Source organism: Paenibacillus sp. J31R30 (assembly GCF_059692115.1).
The window spans coordinates 1,016,497-1,036,794 of record NZ_JCAUAV010000003.1 but is presented as its reverse complement, the minus strand read 5'-3'; the positions used below and the strand labels follow the sequence as shown (position 1 = coordinate 1,036,794).

Annotated in this window: 19 protein-coding genes; 4 read left to right on the top strand and 15 right to left on the bottom strand. The window is 41.2% G+C overall.

Going from position 1 to position 20,298, the window contains the following annotated elements; genetic code table 11:
• Positions 1 to 227 precede the first annotated feature (227 nt).
• Together wrbA and AC58QO_RS16510 are read right to left on the bottom strand one after the other, a co-directional pair.
• Positions 228 to 896 carry an NAD(P)H:quinone oxidoreductase gene (gene wrbA / locus AC58QO_RS16515; protein WP_497267296.1) on the bottom strand — a complete coding sequence of 223 codons (669 nt, stop codon included), beginning with the start codon at positions 894 to 896 and terminating at the stop codon, positions 228 to 230.
• 57 nt (positions 897 to 953) lie between these two features.
• On the bottom strand, positions 954 to 1,364 hold the full coding sequence (locus AC58QO_RS16510) for a DoxX family protein (protein ID WP_497267294.1): 411 nt from the start codon (positions 1,362 to 1,364) through the stop codon (positions 954 to 956).
• 205 nt (positions 1,365 to 1,569) lie between these two features.
• On the opposite strand from AC58QO_RS16510, the gene AC58QO_RS16505 reads away from it, so the two are divergent.
• Positions 1,570 to 1,809, top strand: a complete 240-nt coding sequence (locus AC58QO_RS16505) for a hypothetical protein (RefSeq protein WP_497267292.1) — start codon at positions 1,570 to 1,572, stop codon at positions 1,807 to 1,809.
• A 34-nt stretch (positions 1,810 to 1,843) separates the two neighbouring features.
• Here AC58QO_RS16505 and AC58QO_RS16500 read toward each other — a convergent pair whose 3' ends face one another.
• The 4 genes from AC58QO_RS16500 to AC58QO_RS16485 all read right to left on the bottom strand — a co-directional run bounded on the left by AC58QO_RS16500 (position 1,844) and on the right by AC58QO_RS16485 (position 5,979).
• Positions 1,844 to 2,893 (bottom strand): Ger(x)C family spore germination protein, encoded by a 1,050-nt coding sequence (locus AC58QO_RS16500; protein ID WP_497267290.1) that lies wholly within the window; start codon positions 2,891 to 2,893, stop codon positions 1,844 to 1,846.
• On the bottom strand, positions 2,880 to 3,962 hold the full coding sequence (locus tag AC58QO_RS16495) for a GerAB/ArcD/ProY family transporter (RefSeq protein WP_497267288.1): 1,083 nt from the start codon (positions 3,960 to 3,962) through the stop codon (positions 2,880 to 2,882). Before AC58QO_RS16495 ends, AC58QO_RS16500 begins: the two co-directional genes overlap by 14 nt.
• Entirely contained in the window at positions 3,959 to 5,275 is a 1,317-nt protein-coding gene (locus AC58QO_RS16490) for a spore germination protein (protein WP_497267287.1), read from the bottom strand. The genes AC58QO_RS16495 and AC58QO_RS16490 overlap by 4 nt, the downstream gene beginning before the upstream one ends.
• A 134-nt stretch (positions 5,276 to 5,409) precedes the next feature.
• A complete protein-coding gene (locus AC58QO_RS16485) occupies positions 5,410 to 5,979 on the bottom strand; it encodes a TetR/AcrR family transcriptional regulator (RefSeq protein ID WP_497267285.1) in 570 nt (189 codons plus the stop codon).
• Between the two features lie 255 nt (positions 5,980 to 6,234).
• On the opposite strand from AC58QO_RS16485, the gene AC58QO_RS16480 reads away from it, so the two are divergent.
• Both AC58QO_RS16480 and AC58QO_RS16475 read left to right on the top strand, forming a co-directional pair.
• Positions 6,235 to 6,615, top strand: a complete 381-nt coding sequence (locus AC58QO_RS16480) for a DoxX family protein (protein WP_497267283.1) — start codon at positions 6,235 to 6,237, stop codon at positions 6,613 to 6,615.
• Positions 6,616 to 6,821: 206 nt separating this feature from the next.
• Positions 6,822 to 8,657 carry a UbiD family decarboxylase gene (locus AC58QO_RS16475; protein ID WP_497267281.1) on the top strand — a complete coding sequence of 612 codons (1,836 nt, stop codon included), beginning with the start codon at positions 6,822 to 6,824 and terminating at the stop codon, positions 8,655 to 8,657.
• 143 nt (positions 8,658 to 8,800) lie between these two features.
• On the opposite strand, the gene pepV is transcribed toward AC58QO_RS16475, so the two are convergent.
• From pepV to AC58QO_RS16445, 6 genes are all read right to left on the bottom strand, one after another.
• The gene (gene pepV, locus AC58QO_RS16470) at positions 8,801 to 10,207 is read right to left on the bottom strand and encodes a dipeptidase PepV (RefSeq protein ID WP_497267279.1); all 1,407 of its coding nucleotides are present in this window, start codon (positions 10,205 to 10,207) and stop codon (positions 8,801 to 8,803) included.
• A 279-nt stretch (positions 10,208 to 10,486) separates the two neighbouring features.
• Positions 10,487 to 11,338 (bottom strand): alpha/beta fold hydrolase, encoded by an 852-nt coding sequence (locus AC58QO_RS16465; protein ID WP_497267277.1) that lies wholly within the window; start codon positions 11,336 to 11,338, stop codon positions 10,487 to 10,489.
• Between the two features lie 232 nt (positions 11,339 to 11,570).
• Positions 11,571 to 12,776 (bottom strand): MFS transporter, encoded by a 1,206-nt coding sequence (locus tag AC58QO_RS16460; RefSeq protein ID WP_497267276.1) that lies wholly within the window; start codon positions 12,774 to 12,776, stop codon positions 11,571 to 11,573.
• Positions 12,777 to 13,058: 282 nt separating this feature from the next.
• Positions 13,059 to 14,204: an S-layer homology domain-containing protein gene (locus AC58QO_RS16455; protein ID WP_497267274.1), complete on the bottom strand. Its 1,146-nt coding sequence runs from the start codon at positions 14,202 to 14,204 to the stop codon at positions 13,059 to 13,061.
• A 183-nt stretch (positions 14,205 to 14,387) separates the two neighbouring features.
• On the bottom strand, positions 14,388 to 14,585 hold the full coding sequence (locus tag AC58QO_RS16450) for a hypothetical protein (RefSeq protein WP_497267273.1): 198 nt from the start codon (positions 14,583 to 14,585) through the stop codon (positions 14,388 to 14,390).
• A gap of 276 nt (positions 14,586 to 14,861) precedes the next feature.
• Positions 14,862 to 15,488, bottom strand: coding sequence for a sterol desaturase family protein (locus tag AC58QO_RS16445; RefSeq protein WP_497267271.1), 627 nt, complete (start codon positions 15,486 to 15,488; stop codon positions 14,862 to 14,864).
• A gap of 174 nt (positions 15,489 to 15,662) precedes the next feature.
• Between AC58QO_RS16445 and AC58QO_RS16440 the strand changes: the two genes are divergently transcribed.
• Entirely contained in the window at positions 15,663 to 16,289 is a 627-nt protein-coding gene (locus AC58QO_RS16440; RefSeq protein WP_497267269.1) for a TetR/AcrR family transcriptional regulator, read from the top strand.
• 76 nt (positions 16,290 to 16,365) lie between these two features.
• Here AC58QO_RS16440 and AC58QO_RS16435 read toward each other — a convergent pair whose 3' ends face one another.
• From AC58QO_RS16435 to AC58QO_RS16425, 3 genes are read right to left on the bottom strand one after another with little or no spacing between them, the layout of a single operon-like run.
• Positions 16,366 to 17,523 carry a Ger(x)C family spore germination protein gene (locus tag AC58QO_RS16435; protein WP_497267267.1) on the bottom strand — a complete coding sequence of 386 codons (1,158 nt, stop codon included), beginning with the start codon at positions 17,521 to 17,523 and terminating at the stop codon, positions 16,366 to 16,368.
• Positions 17,507 to 19,000: a spore germination protein gene (locus AC58QO_RS16430; RefSeq protein ID WP_497267265.1), complete on the bottom strand. Its 1,494-nt coding sequence runs from the start codon at positions 18,998 to 19,000 to the stop codon at positions 17,507 to 17,509. The genes AC58QO_RS16435 and AC58QO_RS16430 overlap by 17 nt, the downstream gene beginning before the upstream one ends.
• On the bottom strand, positions 18,997 to 20,091 hold the full coding sequence (locus AC58QO_RS16425; protein ID WP_497267263.1) for an endospore germination permease: 1,095 nt from the start codon (positions 20,089 to 20,091) through the stop codon (positions 18,997 to 18,999). Before AC58QO_RS16425 ends, AC58QO_RS16430 begins: the two co-directional genes overlap by 4 nt.
• Positions 20,092 to 20,298 lie beyond the last annotated feature (207 nt).

Here is a 20,298-nt window from a genome sequence, read left to right as displayed (position 1 = left end):
CAGGAGTTTGTCAACCATATTTACTTTACTTAGCAAGGATCACATGCCTATCCACTCACTAAGTAAACAAACCATCCAAGAAAAAGCTAAAAAGGAGGAGCTGCTCGCACTAGCGAGACACACTCCTCCTTTTCTATGAATTGTTATATATGGTTAAGCGAAGCGAAGAAAATTACTAATTATATGTAAAAAGGCTGCAAAAAGCAGCCTCTTAATTATTTTGACTCTTAGCTAGTTAAACCATTTTTGATTGCGCGGGCTACCTGAATTGTACGCTTGGCTTGATGTTTAACAGACTTTTCAGCATCTTCAACGATTTTACCGGACTGATCCACGGTCACACTAGTTCCATAAGGATTACCACCAGAAGCGAAAATAACTGGATCCGTATAACCAGGAGCTGCAACTATTGCTCCCCAGTGATACATCGTCGTGTACAAAGAAAGAATAGTTTGCTCTTGGCCCCCATGAGAGTTTTGAGCCGAAGTCATGGCACTTACAACTTTATTCGCTAATTTACCTTGGAACCACAGACCACCTGTGGAATCAATGAATTGCTTCACTTGTCCTGGCATATTACCGAATCGTGTTGGAATACTAAAAATTATAGCATCTGCCCATTCCAAATCACTCAAACTCACAGTTGGAATATCTTTGGTAGCCTCACTATGTGCTTTCCACACCGGGTTGGAATCAATGGCTGATTGTGGAGCAAGCTCAGGAATCTTTAAGACTCTAACTTCCGCTCCTGTTTCTTTAGCACCATCTGCTGCCCAGTTAGCAAGTTGATGATTAGTTCCAGTTGAACTGTAGTAAATAATTGCTAGGTTTACATTTGACATTTGAGTACTCTCCTTTTTATTTCCATCTCCAAAAATTTTATCCAAAAAACTCATTTCAAAACACCACCTGATAATTATTTACAAAAATGAATTTCTTATACATAAGCAAAATCAAAGAGCAGTTCTTTCTTTTTTGAAAAATGAATCAATAGAAAGTAGATAACTGCCATTTAAGAAAAGATAAAGAGCAATACCAATCATGGCTAGATCAAGTTCGTAACCAGCCATTTGTCCATTCCCAAAGAAACCTACGGCAAGTTTCACTTTAAACGTAGCAACTATTAAAAGAATTGCTAAGAGTGCTGAGACCATTCGTGTTCCTAACCCTAGAATCAGGGCAATTCCACCTATTAATTCTATTAGAGCAACGACATAAGCCATATAACTCGGAATACCAATACTGGTGAACCAATTCGCTATATTGCCGATCCCTCCTTGAAACTTAGAAACCCCATGCGCGAAGAAGGTAATCCCCAAAATTAATCTTAAAAGTAATACACCTAGTTGAGGATAATTTCTCATTCCTAAACTCCTTTGCTTATTTTTTTAAAGTTATAAACTTTATACAAGTATAATAATATGCTAACTTACTTTTGTCAAGTAACTATATTATTGAATTGAACTATCCATAATACCCCTTTGGGTTCGACATAAGCGAATGTACATTCGCAACAAACATTCAATGAAAAAGTTAATGAAGGTATGGGCAGACTAGTGCTGTCTCGGCATGCTGGACTTGTGGAATCTGCAGCATGATGTCTTAATCATCTACGTTGGTATTGGAGGACTACAAAATGGCATTGAGAACGCACCCCGGGCTTTTATCGACATGCTGAAGGGCCAAAACAAAGGCAAGCAGTTGGTGAAGATGGCTGACCCTGCTTATCAAGGGTCGCAATCGCGGCACAAAACAGAACCCCCGCTGCCTGCAAAAGTGCTAGCAACGGGGGTTCGTATATCCAGATGAGCTTCTCATGATGATATGGAGGTTCTTTTGAAAATTACACATGGCTTACATGGACCTGAAAATACACTTTTAGCTTTGGATAATATTCTTCTCTCCAGTTTTTTAATTCCTGATATGGAATCTGATTCCGAAAATGTTGGCCAAACCCAAAAATATCTGATTTGTTTTTTTGGGCTTGTTCAAATATCTTATTAAATTGCTTTTCGATCAGCTTTTCGAGTTCTTCATGGATCTGTTTATCCGTCACGCTCTCTTTTCTTTCCATAACGTGTATCTTTAATTTCAAATCGCATGACACTAACGGTTCATCCTTTTTCATTGACGACTTGATATGCAATGAGCTGTTTTTTACAATCATATCGGCAGAGCCCAGGCTCTCAATCTCGCCGGTTGCACTGTGGTGATGAAACAAATTAACCAGCAGATTTTCCATGGGGTTGATCCGTCCCACCATTTTCTCTTTTTTGAAAAAGGCGGAGCCTTCGAAGTGTAATACTGTTTCTTTGCCGGAAATGACAATTGGAACGTTTATATCCTCCGTATAGGAATACAAACTCCGATACAATTCCAAGATGCGGGTACTCGAAACCTCTGGTGCCCACTCCCCTTTAGTAAAAAAATCATTAATAGAGGTAACTCGAACACCTGCCACTTTGTCAATATTCGACAGCATTTTCTCGATATCCTCATCTGTAATTGCAACCAACGCTTTGGACGGCAGTTGCTCTAACTCCATTAATAGTCTAACTAGTTTACCCATTTCCTCTTCGTTCTCTGCCAAATTGTTTTGGATAAGAATGAATTGTACTTGTGTGAAATCGAGGGCATCATCAGAGTTTGTCTGCATTTGTTGCAGAATATTGAAAATTGAATTGCCTTTTCCCGTTACTATTCTTGAAGCTGTTTTGCCTCTTTGCGTTATGGGAACAAACAATGTCACTTTGTATTCATCATCGTTTCCCTTGGCTATGCCGATAAGTAAAGGGGGGGTACGCAAATTGATTTCTTTGACATCCCAACAACCACAGAGAAGGGTTAAAGCCGTAAGTACAATGAAAAGTTTGAATCGATTATTTATTTTCATAACTCGCCATCCTTAGATTACCTAAGACGCCATAGATAAAAATAGTAAATGTAAGGATGACGATAAACAAAACGTGAGCACTTGTACTCAACAACAAAAGTTTTTCAACCATGTCCCGGTTGGGGACATATACTCCCATAAGAAATGCGATTAGAGCGAAAGCAATGATCCAATAATACGATTTGGTTCTTTGACAATTGAACGTTCTCTGCATAATTTGTCCGGTCATCCATAGCATTATGGCATTCAAGAAGATCGTGAATCCGATTAATGAGATACCGAAGAACATCGATTGCCGGCTGATTACAAACCATCTCAAGTCAACGAAATTCACCGCTTCTGCTAATGGATAACGAAACGTGACAACCGTTTCTTGTCCAAATGTGAAAAGCGGAAGATAAACCGTTAGGAGAATGAGCAACGTCACATAGGTCCATACCATAAACAGTTGACCGTACTTCAAATTGTTTTCGGAAGGCACGAAGCCTAAAAATAATAACGATGAAAAACCCGATAGATAGTAAAACTGTGTGTTGAATAAAAATTTTGGAGATGAAGGCAAAACGGGTGAAGCATTATGCACATCAAAATTGATGATTACAGTAAATGCGATGAACAATACCAATGAATTAACGATAATGAATACAACGACAGAAGCACGCAACATCGTTTCCAACCCTTTTACTGCTGCCATAGCAGCTAGAAAAACGAAAACAGCCAGAACCGCCCAATAAGGAGTCCGATTCAAAAAAATGGCTATGATCTCTTCGCTGTGAGCTCGAAGGCTGAATCCAACCATCGCTGTAAGAACAAATGCAAAAGGGACAAGCACGATGAATGCAGCCCACTTTCCCATTTGCCTAAATATATCGATCACATCCTTTTTCGGAAAATAATCCAATCCTTTTTTGTAGATCAGCATAAATGCCATTTGCAGCAATCCTGCACAAAGAATTACTACCCAATGACCACCTACCGTGATTGAATTTATGATTTTGGGATACAGCAAAAAAACGAAGCCCCCACTCATGACACAAACCAACATCACAAGTTGTACCCTATGGTTCACTTGGCATCCCCCTTTTCCGTTATTCGAAATGCCATATATGGAATATCGCATGTCTTAAAACTTGCCAGAATTATGCATACAAATAATAATCCGGTACATATACCCATTATGCCGAAAACGGATGCCGCAATTAAAATAAAGTATTTTAGCGTACGAATGTACAACGAGTTTTGAACTCCCACGATTGTTGAACCTGAAATCAACATGGCAGTGATGACAATAACCAATAAATTACTGACCAATTTCGCTTCCACCATCCCTTGGCCTAGTATGACTCCTCCAACCATCGTAACGGTCGGTCCTACGGTTTTGGGGAGTCTGATAATCGCTTCAATCACTAAATCAACTAATATGACCATAGCGAGGGTTTCAAAAAAAGGTGTAAGGGGAATCCCTTCTCTGCTTTCTGCTACAAACAAGGCGAGGTCTATTTTCAATACTTCAGGATTGACTGATGTTATGGCAATATATAAAGCGGGAAGGATGAGATTGCACAATATCCCCAATCCCCTGAGGGTTCGAATCAGATATGTGAAACTGACATGGAAATTGCGATCATTGGCTGTGGACAACATATCCCAGAACAGATTCGGAAGAATAACGGCATAGGGCGTATTGTCCAAAAAAAGAACGACTCTGTTCCGTTTTAATAAATAGACGGCTTGTTGTGGAAGTTCAGTTATGGAGAAATGACTGACAGGTACAAATTTATGGGCACCAAAAAGATTATTCAGGTCATTTATCGTTTCAATATCTGAGTGAGCTTGTTTCAACCTCTGGTCTATTTTTTCAATTAGATCTTCCGGAGCTTTTCCTTTAAGATAAAGCATGGAAATTCTTCGCTTTGGAAGCTCTCCGACTTGATAGGAGCTATGGATCAGACGCTCAGAGCCCAGTCTCATTCTGATCAGCCCTATGTTAATATCGATATCCTCTCCAAATGCGTCCAAAGGACCTTGAACAGGGCTTTCATTTTTGGGCTCATCAATGCTTCTCCGCAGATTTTGGGGGACTGGTTCCACAATGGCGTTACGTTGATCATCTCCTGTTAAGATGACCAATTTGCCTTCTAGTACAGCCTTCATGATTTGTTTAGCATCAACATCAAGCTGATCACTGAGATTCGTAAATAGTTCATCAACGGAATCAGACAATTGCGCCATTTGCCGAACGTATAAATTGGTCTTGGAAAAATTGATGAGCGAATTAAATCCAATAAGAAAAAGAGCCGTATGATCAAATTGCTCTTCGTGAATGAAAAAATCATCTTGCTCGGCGAATGTGGATTTCATTTCCTGAACGAAATTGCCCATAAAACCTGCTCCTTCAAGTAACGCGTAACCCTATCATTTCCAGCAATTGGAATGATTATGCACATGACGGTTTCATGGGAATAGATACCATATCCCTGACGATCCTTTATAAGTTCGGGGAAAATCACAAAATGTTAAGCTGTTCCATTCCCTAATAATTGCCTAATAGACAAAATTGCATAATCAAAATATTCCTCTGGTGATTTACTGCTGTTCTGCTTCCAATCAACTGCAGCTGCGTAAATCATCCAACTTAGCATGGTTGCGACAATTCTTAGCTTTTCATTACCTTCACCCAGATACTTTTTTAACAGCAATTGATAAATAATGTGTCCAAGTTCTTTTTTTATTATGGCTTCTACATTCACACTCATATCATCATAACTCCGTTGACAGCGTTCAGATAAACTAGAGTGAAATTTAGTTATGGATAAAAATACACTTTTAAGCATTTCATCATTAAACTCTTCATTTTTTGAAATTTCCTGAAGAACATTCGCCATTAATTCTTCTTTAACCACTTTTTCGAGCAAATCAAATTTATCGACGAAATGGTGATAAAAGGTTGCCCGATTAATCATGGCTAGTGATGTAATATCACTGATTTTGATACTTTTGAAATCCTTTTTCATCAAAAGTTGCATAAAGGAATCAATAATGAATTTCCTTGTTCGAATCGTACGTAGGTCTTTAATGCCCTCCATCAAAGACGCCTCCATTCCAGCAATAATTTTAGACAGTTTAGATAAAATGTGGCTTATGCAACAATATTAAGATTATGTTGGTTGAGTGGCGTTGAAGTAATGTTCTATAATCCAATTTATACAACAACTGTTCCATATGCAACAGGAGTTAGAACTGGAGTTGATTTTGTGGTGTAGGAGAGATTAATTTACAAAATTTTGGGATCACCTGCTGAAATAGACTAAATATGAGGGATACACGAAAGGATGACATTTATGGATTTTGTACTATTACTTGGAAGAATATTATTTTCAATTATTTTTATATCTGCAGGATTTAATCATATAAAAAGTTTTACTCACACAGTAGAGATGGCGAAGAAAACCAAAGCTCCTTTTCCCCATTTGTCAGCTGCAGCTATGAGTCTCTTTGCTCTTGTTGGTGGTTTAAGTGTTGCACTTGGCTTTTATTCAAAATTCGGTGCAATTCTTCTTATTGTTTTTTTAATACCGACAACTTTTATCATCCACCGTTTTTGGGGATTGCCAGATGATCAAAAGCAAATTCAGACAGTTCATTTTTTTAAGAACCTTTCTCTTATGGGTGCATCATTAATGATTCTCTATTTCGGTTCTGGTCCTTTAAGCTTGAGTTAAATCCTACTCAGTAAGGAATTAGATTTATTACCAATAATGAGCACGCCTACTACAATTGGTGTGCTTTTTCTATTCCATTGAAGAAATTTACAGCAAGAAAGGTTGAATGCCATCGATGTGACGAGTTTTTTATTTTTGAAAATTGTTGTAGAATGACAATATTACATAGACCTTTTGGGGAATAGCTATCTGATTGGAGAATAATAATGATCTATCGAAATTTAGAAGAATGCTTAGTTGATTTAGAAAAGAACGGACATTTGGTTCGCATTCATGAAGAAGTTGATCCTGAGCTTGAAATGGCAGCCATTCATATGAAAGTTCATGAAGCCGGTGGCCGGGCCTTATTATTCGAAAATGTTAAAGGTTCGAAGTTTCGGGCGGTATCCAACCTTTTCGGTACAGTAGAGCGCAGCAAATATATATTCCGAGATACTTGGGAAAGTGTGAAAAACGTAATCTCTTTGCGAAATGATCCCATGAAGGCAATGAAAAGCCCACTTAAACATATCGGTACGGGGCTTGCTGCCTGGAAAGCCCTGCCGATCAAAATATCCGGTGGTCTGCCGGCTGCTTTTGAGGAAATCAGCATTGCTGACCTCCCACTCATCAAGCACTGGCCTGATGATGGCGGTGCATTCGTCACCCTGCCTCAAGTGTATTCAGAAGATCCGGAGAAACCAGGAATTATGAATTCCAATCTGGGGATGTATCGGATTCAACTGAGCGGGAACGAGTATGAATTAAATAAAGAGATCGGCTTGCATTATCAGATTCATCGCGGCATCGGAGTCCACCAGGCAAAGGCAACTAAGCAAGGAGCCCCTTTAAAAGTAAGCTGTTTTATTGGCGGGCCACCAGCACACACGTTGTCAGCGGTTATGCCCTTACCCGAAGGCATGAGTGAGATTACCTTTGCGGGTCTGCTCTCAGGGCGCCGCTTCCGATACAGCTATATTGATGGCTATTGTATTAGTCATGATGCTGATTTTGTTATCACAGGAGAAATATATCCTGGCGAAACCAAGCCGGAGGGCCCTTTCGGCGATCATTTGGGCTACTACAGCCTTACGCATCCTTTTCCTCTCATGAGAGTCCACAAAGTATATGCCAAGAAGAATGCGATCTTTCCATTTACTGTCGTGGGAAGGCCCCCTCAAGAGGACACGGCGTTCGGAGCATTAATTCATGAACTCACAGGCGATGCAATCAAGCAAGAAATTCCAGGTGTTAAAGAAGTTCATGCCGTAGATGCTGCGGGCGTACACCCCCTGCTCTTTGCGATTGGCAGCGAACGTTACACGCCCTATCAACAAGTCAAGCAGCCGGCAGAGCTACTCACGATAGCTAATCGAATTTTAGGGACAGGACAAGTTAGCTTAGCTAAGTACTTATTCATCACAGCAGAAGAAAGCCAGCCTTTGGATTCTCATGATGTAGAGCATTTCTTAACTTATATGTTGGCTCGAATAGACCTTCATCGGGACCTTCATTTTTATACCAATACGACGATCGATACCCTAGATTACTCAGGTACAGGTTTGAATAGCGGCAGTAAGGTTGTATTCGCAGCAGTTGGAGATATAAAAAGGGATTTATGCCTAGAGGTTCCTGGCGTTTTCAATGAAATACCGGGGGTCCATCATGAGCGTTTGGTAATGCCGGGAATCGTCGCGATTCAGCTTTCTGAATTTGAAAGTTACGGCGAGACACAGGTTCAAATGAAAGATTTATGCGAGGCAATTGGATCAAAGGGCCCACTACCTGCTTGTCCATTGATCATCGTATGTGATGACAGCCATTTTTTGAGTGAGTCCATTAACAACTTTGTTTGGGCTACATTCACTCGCAGTAATCCTTCCCATGATATATATGGCGTGAACAGTTTTTATGTGAATAAGCATTGGGCTTGCGATAATGTTGTGCTTGATGCACGAATTAAACCGCACCAAGCACCGCCATTAATACCGGATTCAACGGTTGAAAAAAACATCATGCGATTATTTGCCAAAGGCGCCAGTTTAGGCGGCTTTCAAGAGTAGTAAAGAGCAAAAACAGCAACACACCCTTAGGGATTGTGTTGCTGTTTTCTTTTGGAGCCACGGTAGCAAGTCAGCTTGTTGTGGTAGTACCAGCGCAGTTGTTACCACTCGCTTGCAAACATCAGATAAAAATATCTTTGATTTTATAAGTGGCTTAATTCATATAAGGCTTTGGCGTAGATGGCAGTCGCTTTGATTAAATCATCGATTTCTATAAATTCATCAATTTGGTGAGAGCTATCTACCTTACCTGGGAAAAGCGCACCGTAAGCCACCGCATTTTTCATTAACGTCGCATACGTTGCCCCGCCCGATGTTAAAAGTGTGGGTTCATCCCCTGTAATCGATTGATAAGCCGATTGTAGTGTTTTAATCAATGGATGATCGGCAGGGATATAATGTGTAGAGAATTGCCGCGCATCAGCGATTGTGAAATGGCAGGTCTCAGCTTTTTTCGTGATCATTTCAATGGTACGTTGGTAATCATTATTTAATGGGAAGCGAATGTTCAAATGAATTGAACCACCATCTGCATGATTGTAATTGAGAATGCCGGCATTAACCGTTAAAGGTCCGAGCACATCTTCACTGTACTGGATTCCCAACTTTTCCCCAAAAGGATCTCTATATAGGCAGTTTTCGGCAAATGTGATAAATGAATGGTCACTACCCGCAAAGCTTAATGTGTTTAAGAAATGCAGGCACTCAAGCCCGGCATTCACTCCATTTTGCGGTTCCATACCATGCACGGTTTTACCGTAAAGGGTTAAAGTAATCGTTTCATCGGATTTGCTGACCTCACCATGTAGCGCCTGTTCCTTACAATAAATTTTAAAACTATTCATAAGTTCCTCAGGTTGATTCGTTATAATTTCAGCAGTGACTTGTCCAGGTACCATGTTTCCCCTGTCACCCGAAGAAAAGTTTACTAAAATAGTTCCATGTTGTTCTTCTTCACTGCCACTTAAAGTCAGTTTCACGTTAATTTGTCCTTTTTCGGCGTACACCATCGGAAATACATCATCAGGAGAAAAACCGTAAGTTGGCTCGGGCTCTACGTCAAGATAATGTTGCACACAGCGCATACCACTTTCCTCATCTGTGCCATAGATCATGCGGATTTTCCTTTTTAAAGGAAGGCCTAGGTCCTTCAATATCTTCAACGCATAAAATGCAGCCATTCCCGGTCCTTTATCATCAATGGTACCACGGGCATAGAGCTTTCCTTCTCGTATAGTTGGCTCATAAGGTGGTGTTGTCCATTCTCCGGGAGCTGGAACTACGTCGACATGAGCAAGTACCCCAATATATTCTTCAGACTCTCCCCATTCAGCAAACCCGGCATAACCGTCTAAGTTTTTAGTTTTAAAACCCTCATTTTGGGCTAATGCCAAAACATAATCCAATGCTTCGCCAATCTTTTCCCCCATTGGATATTCGGGAGTACTCGTTGTTAGATCCTGAACACTCGCAATACGCAATAAGCCTTCCAAGTCCTTTAAAAGATCATCTTTTCTTTTTTCCACTTCTGCCAGCCAATTGATTTCCATTACATCCTCAACTCCCTTCATAATTATTTTAATTTTATCAAATTATTGGAAAAAGCATATCAAATTATGGACAAGTTTCCTGTCCTTAATTCTCACCCATTTCCATCTATTTTTTGTCGAATTAAAAAAAAAGCCGCTATTATCGCGGCTTTTAATGAGAAAATGTTCTTGTCACCCGACATTCGGCAATCGGAAACACTGTATAGTTCTATTTTTCATGTAATTATTAAAATAAGTAATCCTAATTGCGCTTGCTGCTTGTAGTGTACAAATTCTTCATTAAGCTCTGTTTAAAAACAAATTAACATGTTCGGCAAATAAATCTGCGTATTGGAACAAGAACCCATGACCTGAATCCGGATAAATAATCAATTGCGCATTCGGTATGCGTTGGGAAACAATATAAGAATTGATAGTCGGAATCATGATGTCATTACTTCCATTAGCTACAAACACGGGCTGCTTAATCTCCCCGAGTCTCTCAAAAGTCGAATCCTTCCCCCACGCCGCAACCGATTTTATCTGCGCTTGAACCGACTCAGCCCTAACTAGTGGCGCACGGTCGTCTTCTCTTCTACTAGTAAGCCGGTCTAGATACTGTAATCCTGACGCTCTGCTTGTTTCTGTCGGTTCAAAGAACAAGTAAAGGAAATCTTCCGGCTCGTTCACCGGCTTAAAAGCAACTTTGAACACTTCAGGCTTACCAGATTGTGTACCTTCTCCGGTACCGCCACCTGTACCTGCCAAGATTAAACGACGGATCAAATCAGGGCGAGCCACTGTCACTACCTGCGCAATGAACCCCCCCATAGAGAAACCGATGAGATCCACTTGTTTAAGACCAAGCGCTTCAATAAAAGTGATTGCATATTCCCCTGTTTCAAAGAATGATTCTGCAACTTCTCCCGATGTCAAACCGATACCTGCACTATCAAACAGGATGACCGTACGTTCCTCCGCCAAAGCATTGACTAAGGCAGGATCCCAGTCATCCATCGTACCTCTAAAACGTTGGCAAAATACTAGCGGAACTTCAGATGGTTTACCGAATGTCCGGTATGCGAATCGAATTCCTTTAGCAACAATATACAATGTTTCAATTGTTTCTGCTCTTACTTCAATTGCACTCATGGTATCTTCTCCCCCCTTAGATATTATTAGAATAAACGTTCTTAGCGCTGGCATTTCACTATCGCGATGATTTCGTCAGGGATTCGACATCACCTGCCACGTTTTTATTATTCTACCCGTGCTGTTGCATTTAATTCGGAAAGTACAGAACCTTGATTGACTGACTTCCATAAGTTCGGTCACAGTCTTGTACGTATCCACACTACTGCTGCCGTTATCCTTTGCTTTTTGTTTAACTGTTTTTTAATACAGCAGGTACAGGAAGCGCTGCAGTGCGTTTTTTTAACGATACCATTAGGGTAATCAGAGCAATAGTTGCAACGATGATGGCCATTATCCAGATGGCAGAACTAAAGCCAAAAGTCGCAGTGAGAATGCCGCCGAAATAGCCACTACTCCCTTGTGAAAAATAGGAAACAACAAGAACAGCCGACAAAAACTGTACTCGATACTCGGCAGGTGAGCTGATGGCGGCAATGCCGATTCCTCCGGCCGCCGAGAACCCATAAGCAAGTCCGCCAAGAATCGCTGAAAGAATAAAGAGGAAGAAAGAATGGAATTCCGCCGAAACGATTAGTAAAATCATAGTCAAGATGATTGAAGACATCCCGTAGCGAATCGCTATTACGGGTTCCAAACGCCCAGAAATCGTGGCGCTTACCGCGGCCAGTAAGTATGAGATGGAGAGTACGGTTCCAATAACTAAAATGTCCTTAGTACCAACGACATCTCGTGCAATTTGGGCTCCGAGTGATAAGAACACCGCACCGTTGGCAAAGCCCGTTGCGACAGCTAAGGCTGCCAGGATATAAACACCCCATAGTCCTGGCGGTACCTTAATCCCTTGAACCTTCCAACCGCCAGCTTTCAGTACTTTCTTATGCGGAAGGAATAAGCAAAGTATGATGCTTAGGAATACAAGAGTGGCAAGAACCCGATAACTTAAATACAATGGAGCCGGCGCGTATTTAATTAGAGCTGCACCAATAATCGTCGCAAGGAAAAGACCGACCGCTTGAGTAATGGTGTTAATCGAGCCCGGTAGTTTCTTATTTGAAGTAGGGTTGAATTCCACAAGCGCCGCGGCACCAGATCCGGCCGTCAATCCGACCCCAATGCCTTGCAGCGCACGACCGATAAACAACCAAATTGTGCTTGGAGCATATGCAAATACCAACGCTCCGATGAGAAGAAAAACGAGCCCGATAATTAAAGTACTCTTTCGTCCGATGTAATCTGAAATATTACCCAACAATAAGAGTACCAAGATAAGAACGGCCGGAGAGATTGAGAATATACCCGTCGTTACGGATTTCTCAAGGTGCCACTGCGCTGCGTAGACCGGAAACTCAATTGAAGAGGCCGTGCTCGACCATAAGCTGATCGTGAGTACCCAAGCGACAATCCAAAATGATGTTTTATTCGAGATGTTCTTCATGATAGTTGTAACACTCCTATACAAGTTGAAATTATTAAATATGTGAGCGAACTCTTCGGCTTTAAGCCAACGCAGAGTGCATATTTTTCATAAGAACGTTAGTTCTAAAATGTTCAAAATTTCTTTCGTTATCCATCTAATTATCCCCCGATATTAAGTGCACTATGATGAATAATTACCCCGAAGTCACTTTCCACTTCCAGTGACGGATAGTGACAAGTAAAAATGAAAGGTTACCCTAGTCCGTATCGGCCTAGGGTAACCTTTTTTTATAAGATTTGATTACTTCATTGGTTGAATTGGATTGCTCTTCAAGATGTCTTCCACTTCTTGGTAGCCATCAGGAAAAGCAAAGTTATAGCGTGCCGGAAGTGCGAACACGTATTTTTCATTGCGTGTCAATTCGCTTGGCCCGATAGGCGATGCGCCGATGTGGAACTTTTCTTGCTGAAGCTCATTCCATTGGCCGACAGTAAAAACGAGAATAGGGATATCCTGTTTAGGCTGTTCAGCGGTCCATTCGGGATGGCGGATACTGAGTTTCGCACCGCTTTCTACGCCTTTATCGCCTTGCGCATCGCCTACGGAAAGCCCCTCCCATTTGTCCGTTACGATCGTGTACCCTTTCCAACTGTCCGGCAACGTGAACCGGAAGCCATATTGGGTATTCTCATAGATGGTTTGTCCTACTTGACCCGTTTGTTCACCGACTGGGATCATCGGTTGACTGCTTCCATCCCTCGGAGTTTCGTTGGATGAAGGCGTTGGAGATTGATTCGAAGCAGGGTGTACATATTTAAGCACGTTAAATATCATCTCAGCGGCTTGCGCGCGTGTAATTTCCGTTTTCGGATGGAAATTGCCGTCGGCGTCAAGCGTTGCAATTCCTTTGTAAATAGCGGCTTGGACAGGACCGAGATCGTCAAGGGCAATTTCAGCCTTGTCTTTGATCTCAATTGCCGGGAGCTTCATCATGTGCAAAATGTTATGACCATCAAGCGCAATGAGCAATTCTTTGGTGAAAGTCGCCTTCGTCCATTTTTGATCGGGATCGAGATCGGCAGGAAGCTTCAGGCCGTTATTTGCCGCAATAATGATGTTTTGCGAGTACCATGCGTCATTTTTTGCTTTTGCAAAATAGTCGGTGGCCTGCGGCGCTTTTACAAATCGGATAGCGTCTAAGTTCAAACCAAGCGCCTTGACGATTAATTGAATGCCTTGAGCAGCTGACAGGGTAGCATTGGGTTGAAACAGGTCATTGCTGACACCCGATACGAGCCCCTGCGATTGAAGAGAAATAATTTTATCTTTGGCCGCAACTTGGTCCAGATCGGTGAAAACTGCAGTTGCAGCAAGGCTTTGCCCAGCTAAGGTAAGGGACAAAACGGCGGCAGCGGATAAGCTAAGAAGTTTATTACGGGATTTCACTTTCTATCACCTCGTTGAGTTTTTGATTACAGTTCCTCAAACGTATGATTGGTTGTAATTGTTGCAAAAAATTGGGTATCAAAAAGAATTTTCGGTTGAAAATCAAAGAACCCTTGCATCGCAAGGGTTACTATGATGTCACATACCTACCTTTCAGAACGGTTCTCTCCGTACCGGGTTTGCTTATCTAAAGTAAGGAATGATAAACGCCATTACTCCAAGAGCGATCGACCACCACGCCAGTCCCTTTTTAGGGGTAGCCAAGCAAATGAGTCCGAGGAGAACTGCAATGCTGGCCATCCATACTGGTGCATAGAAAAACCCGATAATAGCTAAAATGATGCCGATCCAGCCAAGCCATTTTCCTGTCATTTCTTTCATGTTCAACATCTCCATCCAATTAGTTTTGTATAATCAAGTGAGTGTATTCGAGAAGAAAGTTAATTAATTTTTCTCTTTGGGAGTTCATTCCAAAAAAATAATAAAGGTAGGTATGTGACATCATGGCAACTGTGAATGCTAGCTTTTAGGATGAACTCAAAAAGTATACGTACAAGGGATGATAACAATGACGAAGGAAATACTATTATTACAGAATTGCATCCTTTGGCTAGTGGCCACCAAATAAGAGTTCCCGGACTCCAGCATATCTCCGTTTTACAATAAAGGCATGCCTTTATCGTTATAGGAAGTTTTTGGCCGCGATTTGGACGCGTTTGGCTGGTTTGTTCTCATGACGATATCCAACACAGGGCTGGTTACGCTGTACAACGCCTTCTCATCCAAATGATGATGCAGCAGATGTCTTTTCTTCATCCATTTGCCCCAAGGGGTCAAAGGTTTGATTGGGCGATGTGAAATATAGTGCTTCCATTGATAATAGATTTGAAAGCCAGATGCACCGAACACGACGGCAAAAGACAGATGCCAATCAAATCCTGTCACAATAAATGCCGCCAAAAAAATGACCATGTACGCACATATATCGAACGAGACTGGTCCAAACAAATATTTCACATCATTAGGAGATTGATGATGGGCAACATGCCCCTTATATGCAAAGGGAGCAATGCGCGGAAATTCATGAAGAATGTATCGGTGGACGGTATATTCGATGAAGACAACAAAAATGGGACCTACGCACATTGCTGCCGCCGTCCGGATACTTCCAAAAGTCGCAATGACTCCGCAACAGCTAATAAAATAAACAGAGAATAGAAACAAAATAAGTCGCTGACTCATAAATTCTTTTACATATTGCATAAAAGGTGTTTCCGATCTCATAATCGATCTCCTCCTATTTAATGAACTTAGTGTTGATAATTGCTTACACAGCTTATTATAATAAGTTGGAGGACAAATTCAATGATCAACATACCTGCAAAAGTCGCTTATCCGACTGTTGCATAAAGGATGTTCATTAGTTCACAAAAAAGGTTGCCGGAGAGGCGGAAGAACATGCAAGACAAGACGGATCCTAGAATCATTCGAACGAAACTGTTGCTTAGGAATGCCTTAATCGACTTAATCGTCGAAAAAGGCTTCGAAGGCACTACCATCCGGGACTTGATGCAGAAGGCCGGCTTGAATCGGGGTACATTTTATTTGCACTACCGCGATAAATACGATCTGCTGGAACAGAGCAAAGAGGATATGCTCAAAAACATTCTAGTAATAGTCAAGAACATCGACCCTATTCAAATAATGCAGTATGCCGCACGTAACGAGCCTCATCCGACTTTCCTGGAATTGTTCGTTTTTTTTACGTTGCATGCTGAATTTTTCAAAGTTCTCTTGGGATCTAAAGGTGATCCTGCTTATCCTGGCCAAGTGAAACAGATTATGCAAACACATATTTTTAATAAGCTGTCCTTGCTTCAGTCCGAGCATATACTGGTGCCACGCGAGTTCATTATTGCTTATTTGGCATCCGCAAATTTGGGTGTCATTCAGCATTGGTTGGAAAGCGGTATGCAGCTTTCTCCTCTAGAGATGGCTTTGCTGATAACCCGCATGACCACCTTCGGTCCCTTACAGACCTTCGGATTGAAGGGAGAACATAAGGTATTAACCAACCATATGTAAATTCTAAGAACTGCCCAGTGGAAGAGTTTCCTTATTTTCCCTTCACTCATTTTCGCTATCCATATTACGGAATCCACTAATCAGGAAGCACCTTGCCTTTATATTTTCCAGTTTGCATAATTTTCACTTTGATATCCACCTGATTTAAGGTGTCCTCCTTTAAAACCAAACGGTCTCCGTTGTTTAAGCGATGCCATTCTTGGGGTTTGTTTCTATAAATCTCTCCAAATAAATTCAATAGGTCCGACTGCGTGGAAAGGCCTTTTCTAAATGTCGTTAGGATTTCATCTCGAACCACTTGTGCAGCTTGTTCTTCCATCGTCTTAATAGAAACATTTTCAGTCATTTCTTTAACTTCTGCATGAGCCTTTATGTATATGTTAAAACGTACTTCATCTCGATTAATTAACAACTGTATCCTATGATGAGGTTTAGTTAATACTAACGCTCCTGCCGGGTTTTTATTATCGGGAATTTTAACAAGAATGCGCTTCGCTTTCTTATTAAACCATCTCACTCCTTTGAGATCGTCTTCTGAAAACCATCCCGTCAATTGATGTTCGTGCATTGCGTATGCACCGTTTATTTTAAACATGGCCTTCTTTTTCTGATCTTCCTGCCATTCTTCTTTCGTGATAGAGAGCGTTGGAAGTATTGCTGTTCTGCCTTTTTCGTTTAATTCGGCAATCTGTTTGTAACCATACTGAGGCTGAATAAAGGATCTTTGCGCATAGGTTTCTTCAGGTGTATCCATGAGCGTATCCAGGGGTGAAAGATTAAATAGGGATTTTTGTGATAAGATTTCGGAAAAGCTTTCTTTCGTAGTAAACAGCAAAATATTATATCGGACTTCATGGTAGCGATTTATCGCATCATAGGCTTGCCTGAACGCAAATTTGTTTTTCAATATGCCTTCCTTTAAGACAATTGCTTTAATGTGCCCCCAGTATAACTTTAATTGCGAACTCGCATAAATCGAGTTAAATGCTTCTATCATCGTCGCCCCCTCTCCCTTCCCAATCCATACTGGCACATTTTTACCTAACTCTAATTTCTCGCTCTTTGCCACATTCGAAAAATTAAGAACCTGTACATACGTTATAAAATGTCCATCCTTATAATCAAGCCCAAGAGCCGCAACATAAGCCATATTTTGAATTGTTTTGGAATCCCAACATCCTGACACCACTAAAAGTATAGCCAGAACGACAAACGTGTTAATGATTACTTTCATGCGGATCTTCCCCTTGCTTATCAGAATCTTGGGTGTATAGGTCAGCAGGTCTTTTTTTATATTGGCTCCAAGGAAGTCGTAAAATAGATCTTGCCATCTCTTTAAACACCGGTGGTGAAAGAGGTGACATGTAAGGAACTCCGAAGGAGCTCAGTTTGCACATATATCCAATAAACAGCACAACACTAACGATTAATCCAAACATCCCGAAAACGGCAGAAATGAAAAAAAACGTAAATCGGAGGACGCTAACGGCTGCGCTTAAATTTTGACTGACTAAAGTTGCGCCCGAAACTGCTACAATGGCCCCAACAACGATGACACTTGGTGAAATTAATCCAGCTCGAATGGCTGCATCCCCAACTATTAACCCGCCTACAACGGTCAATGTCTGTCCAATGGAACTTGGAAGGCGAAGACCGGCTTCTCTAAAAATCTCCAGCAAAATCAGTAATATAAACATTTCAATTTGTGCAGAGAAAGGCAGACCAATGCGTGCCGTGGCAATGGTTGCCATCAAACGAAAGGGAATCTGATCCGGGTGAAATGAAGTGAGTGCTACCCAAATGCCCGGCAATAAGACTGATAAGAGAAAACTGATTGCACGAAACAAACGTGCAAACGAAATATACTGGAAATTGAAATAGATATCTTCAGGTGATTTTAGTAAAAGTAAAAAGGTCCCAGGCCCAATTAGAACCATTGGATTACCGTCAACGATAATGACAAATCTTCCGTTCAGCAAACTGGTGACTGCCTTGTCCGGTCGGCCGGTATAATCAAATAAAGGCATAATGGTGTACGGCTTATCAGTAATCTTCTGCTCTAGTTGATTGATGCTTTGAAGCCCGTCGATATCAATATTACTCAGTCTTTTTCGAACTTCATTCAGCACGTCGGGAGAAATAATATCCGTAAAGTATAACAAGCCTACCTTTGTTCTTGTTCTCCTTCCTAATGTAAAAGTTTCATAACAGAGGGAATGGCTGCGAATACGTTTTCGAACTAAGGCCACATTGACAGCGATATCTTCCACAAATCCATCTTTGGGTCCATTGATGGAAATCTCCGTGCTTGATTCCTCGGGTTTACGTTCTGGTCGACTGGCTATACACATTTTAAATAAACGGTTCGTCTGTGAGAAAAGCAGAAGGAGATCGCCTTGAAAGATCCATTCAGATATTTGCTCCTGCGAAGCAGTGGCTTCTATTGCTGTTAATGGTAATGAAATGAATTTATGATCCAATAGTAAATCTCTTAACCTCTGTTGCCGGTACAAGCTTTCCAGCTCTGGAAGAATGACTTTTGCAATCAGTGAGGAGTCACATAATCCTCCGCTATAGATGATAGTAACTTCGGCAGTGCTGCCTTCTTCAAATTGATATTCTTGTAATTCAACGTCCGCAGAGTGAAGAAATAGCGCCTTGATCTTCTGCTTGTTCCAACCTTCAACTGGTTCAAGTTGAGTCCCAGTCATGCAGTTTCCTCCTTGAATTTCTTAGAAAATAACGAGATCGAAATACAAACTATCGATACGAACAAAGCCACAACTAAGGAAATTGGAAAATAAAATCGATACAGCATTAAATAAACCGTATATTTATCAATAGGAATCAAGGATAGTGTTATATAGCTGAGCGTAACCAACAGGTTAAACCAATTGCGTTGTTTCGAATTTGTAAAAGGCATCATTTCCCCCAGTAAAAATTGCGCGAAGCCGACTCGAATAATCGCGCCGGACAGCCACTGGAAGACGGATAAAAAATCGACATGTTCGATATTGCTGCCTAATGTGACCAAGCGCCATTGTTCATACGGAGGCTCAGACTGTTTAGCAGCTTCAACCGGACCGAATTCGGTCACAGCTCCAATTATGGGGCCAATCGAGATATAAACCATTATCACTGCCAAAATGGCGATTTTCCACACCCGAACATTGGACTTCAGACGATGTTGGATGGCTATAATCATCAGCAGTTCAATAAACCCGCTTCCGGCATAAAGCATGCCATGTATGACGGGCTGCCATCCATGCTCCATAATCGGTTTTAAAAGTGTAAGATCTTTATGCGGGGTATTCGAGAAAGCCACAAAATACCCTAGGGCAATCACAATAGGAAGCAGGATACCCGCACTGATAGCAATCATCCGTATGCCAGATGTAGCGTAAAAGTGACAAGCTAAGCATAAAATAATGAGCAATGAAAATTTAGGTGTATCTGGCAAGTAATCTACATTACTCCAGGTTGTGGTATAGAAGACAGTCGTCAATCCGATCAGGAACAACTGCAAGCAGATCGGAATTACAATCATCCACGATACTATGTTGTTGGTCTTACTAGCTAACCAAAGCTGTAGCTTCTCCTGTCCCGATCTCTTCATAAACAAAACAAGGAGGGCACACCAAGGAAGATATAATAGCCCCGTTAATAAAACAGAAATCCAGGCATCTCTTCCAGCTGCATCAAAGAGCAACGGGTTAATGATTACATGATTCATAAGCCCATTCATTAGCATAAAAATCATGCAGACTTGTAAAATACTGATTTTACCGAGTGCCTTATCCATAGCCCCATCACCGCCTAAACCTACAATTATGAAACGTATATATTGTTCCATACAGTACACTATTTATACTTAAATGGAATTCGTTGGGAAATGATGCCCACCAAAACCTAAGCGCTGCGATATTCACAAAATAAGAAAGAACGCCTACCCAAGCGCTAGAAATAGCTTGACGTAGGTGTTCTTTTTTTTTTTCAATATCTCGACTAG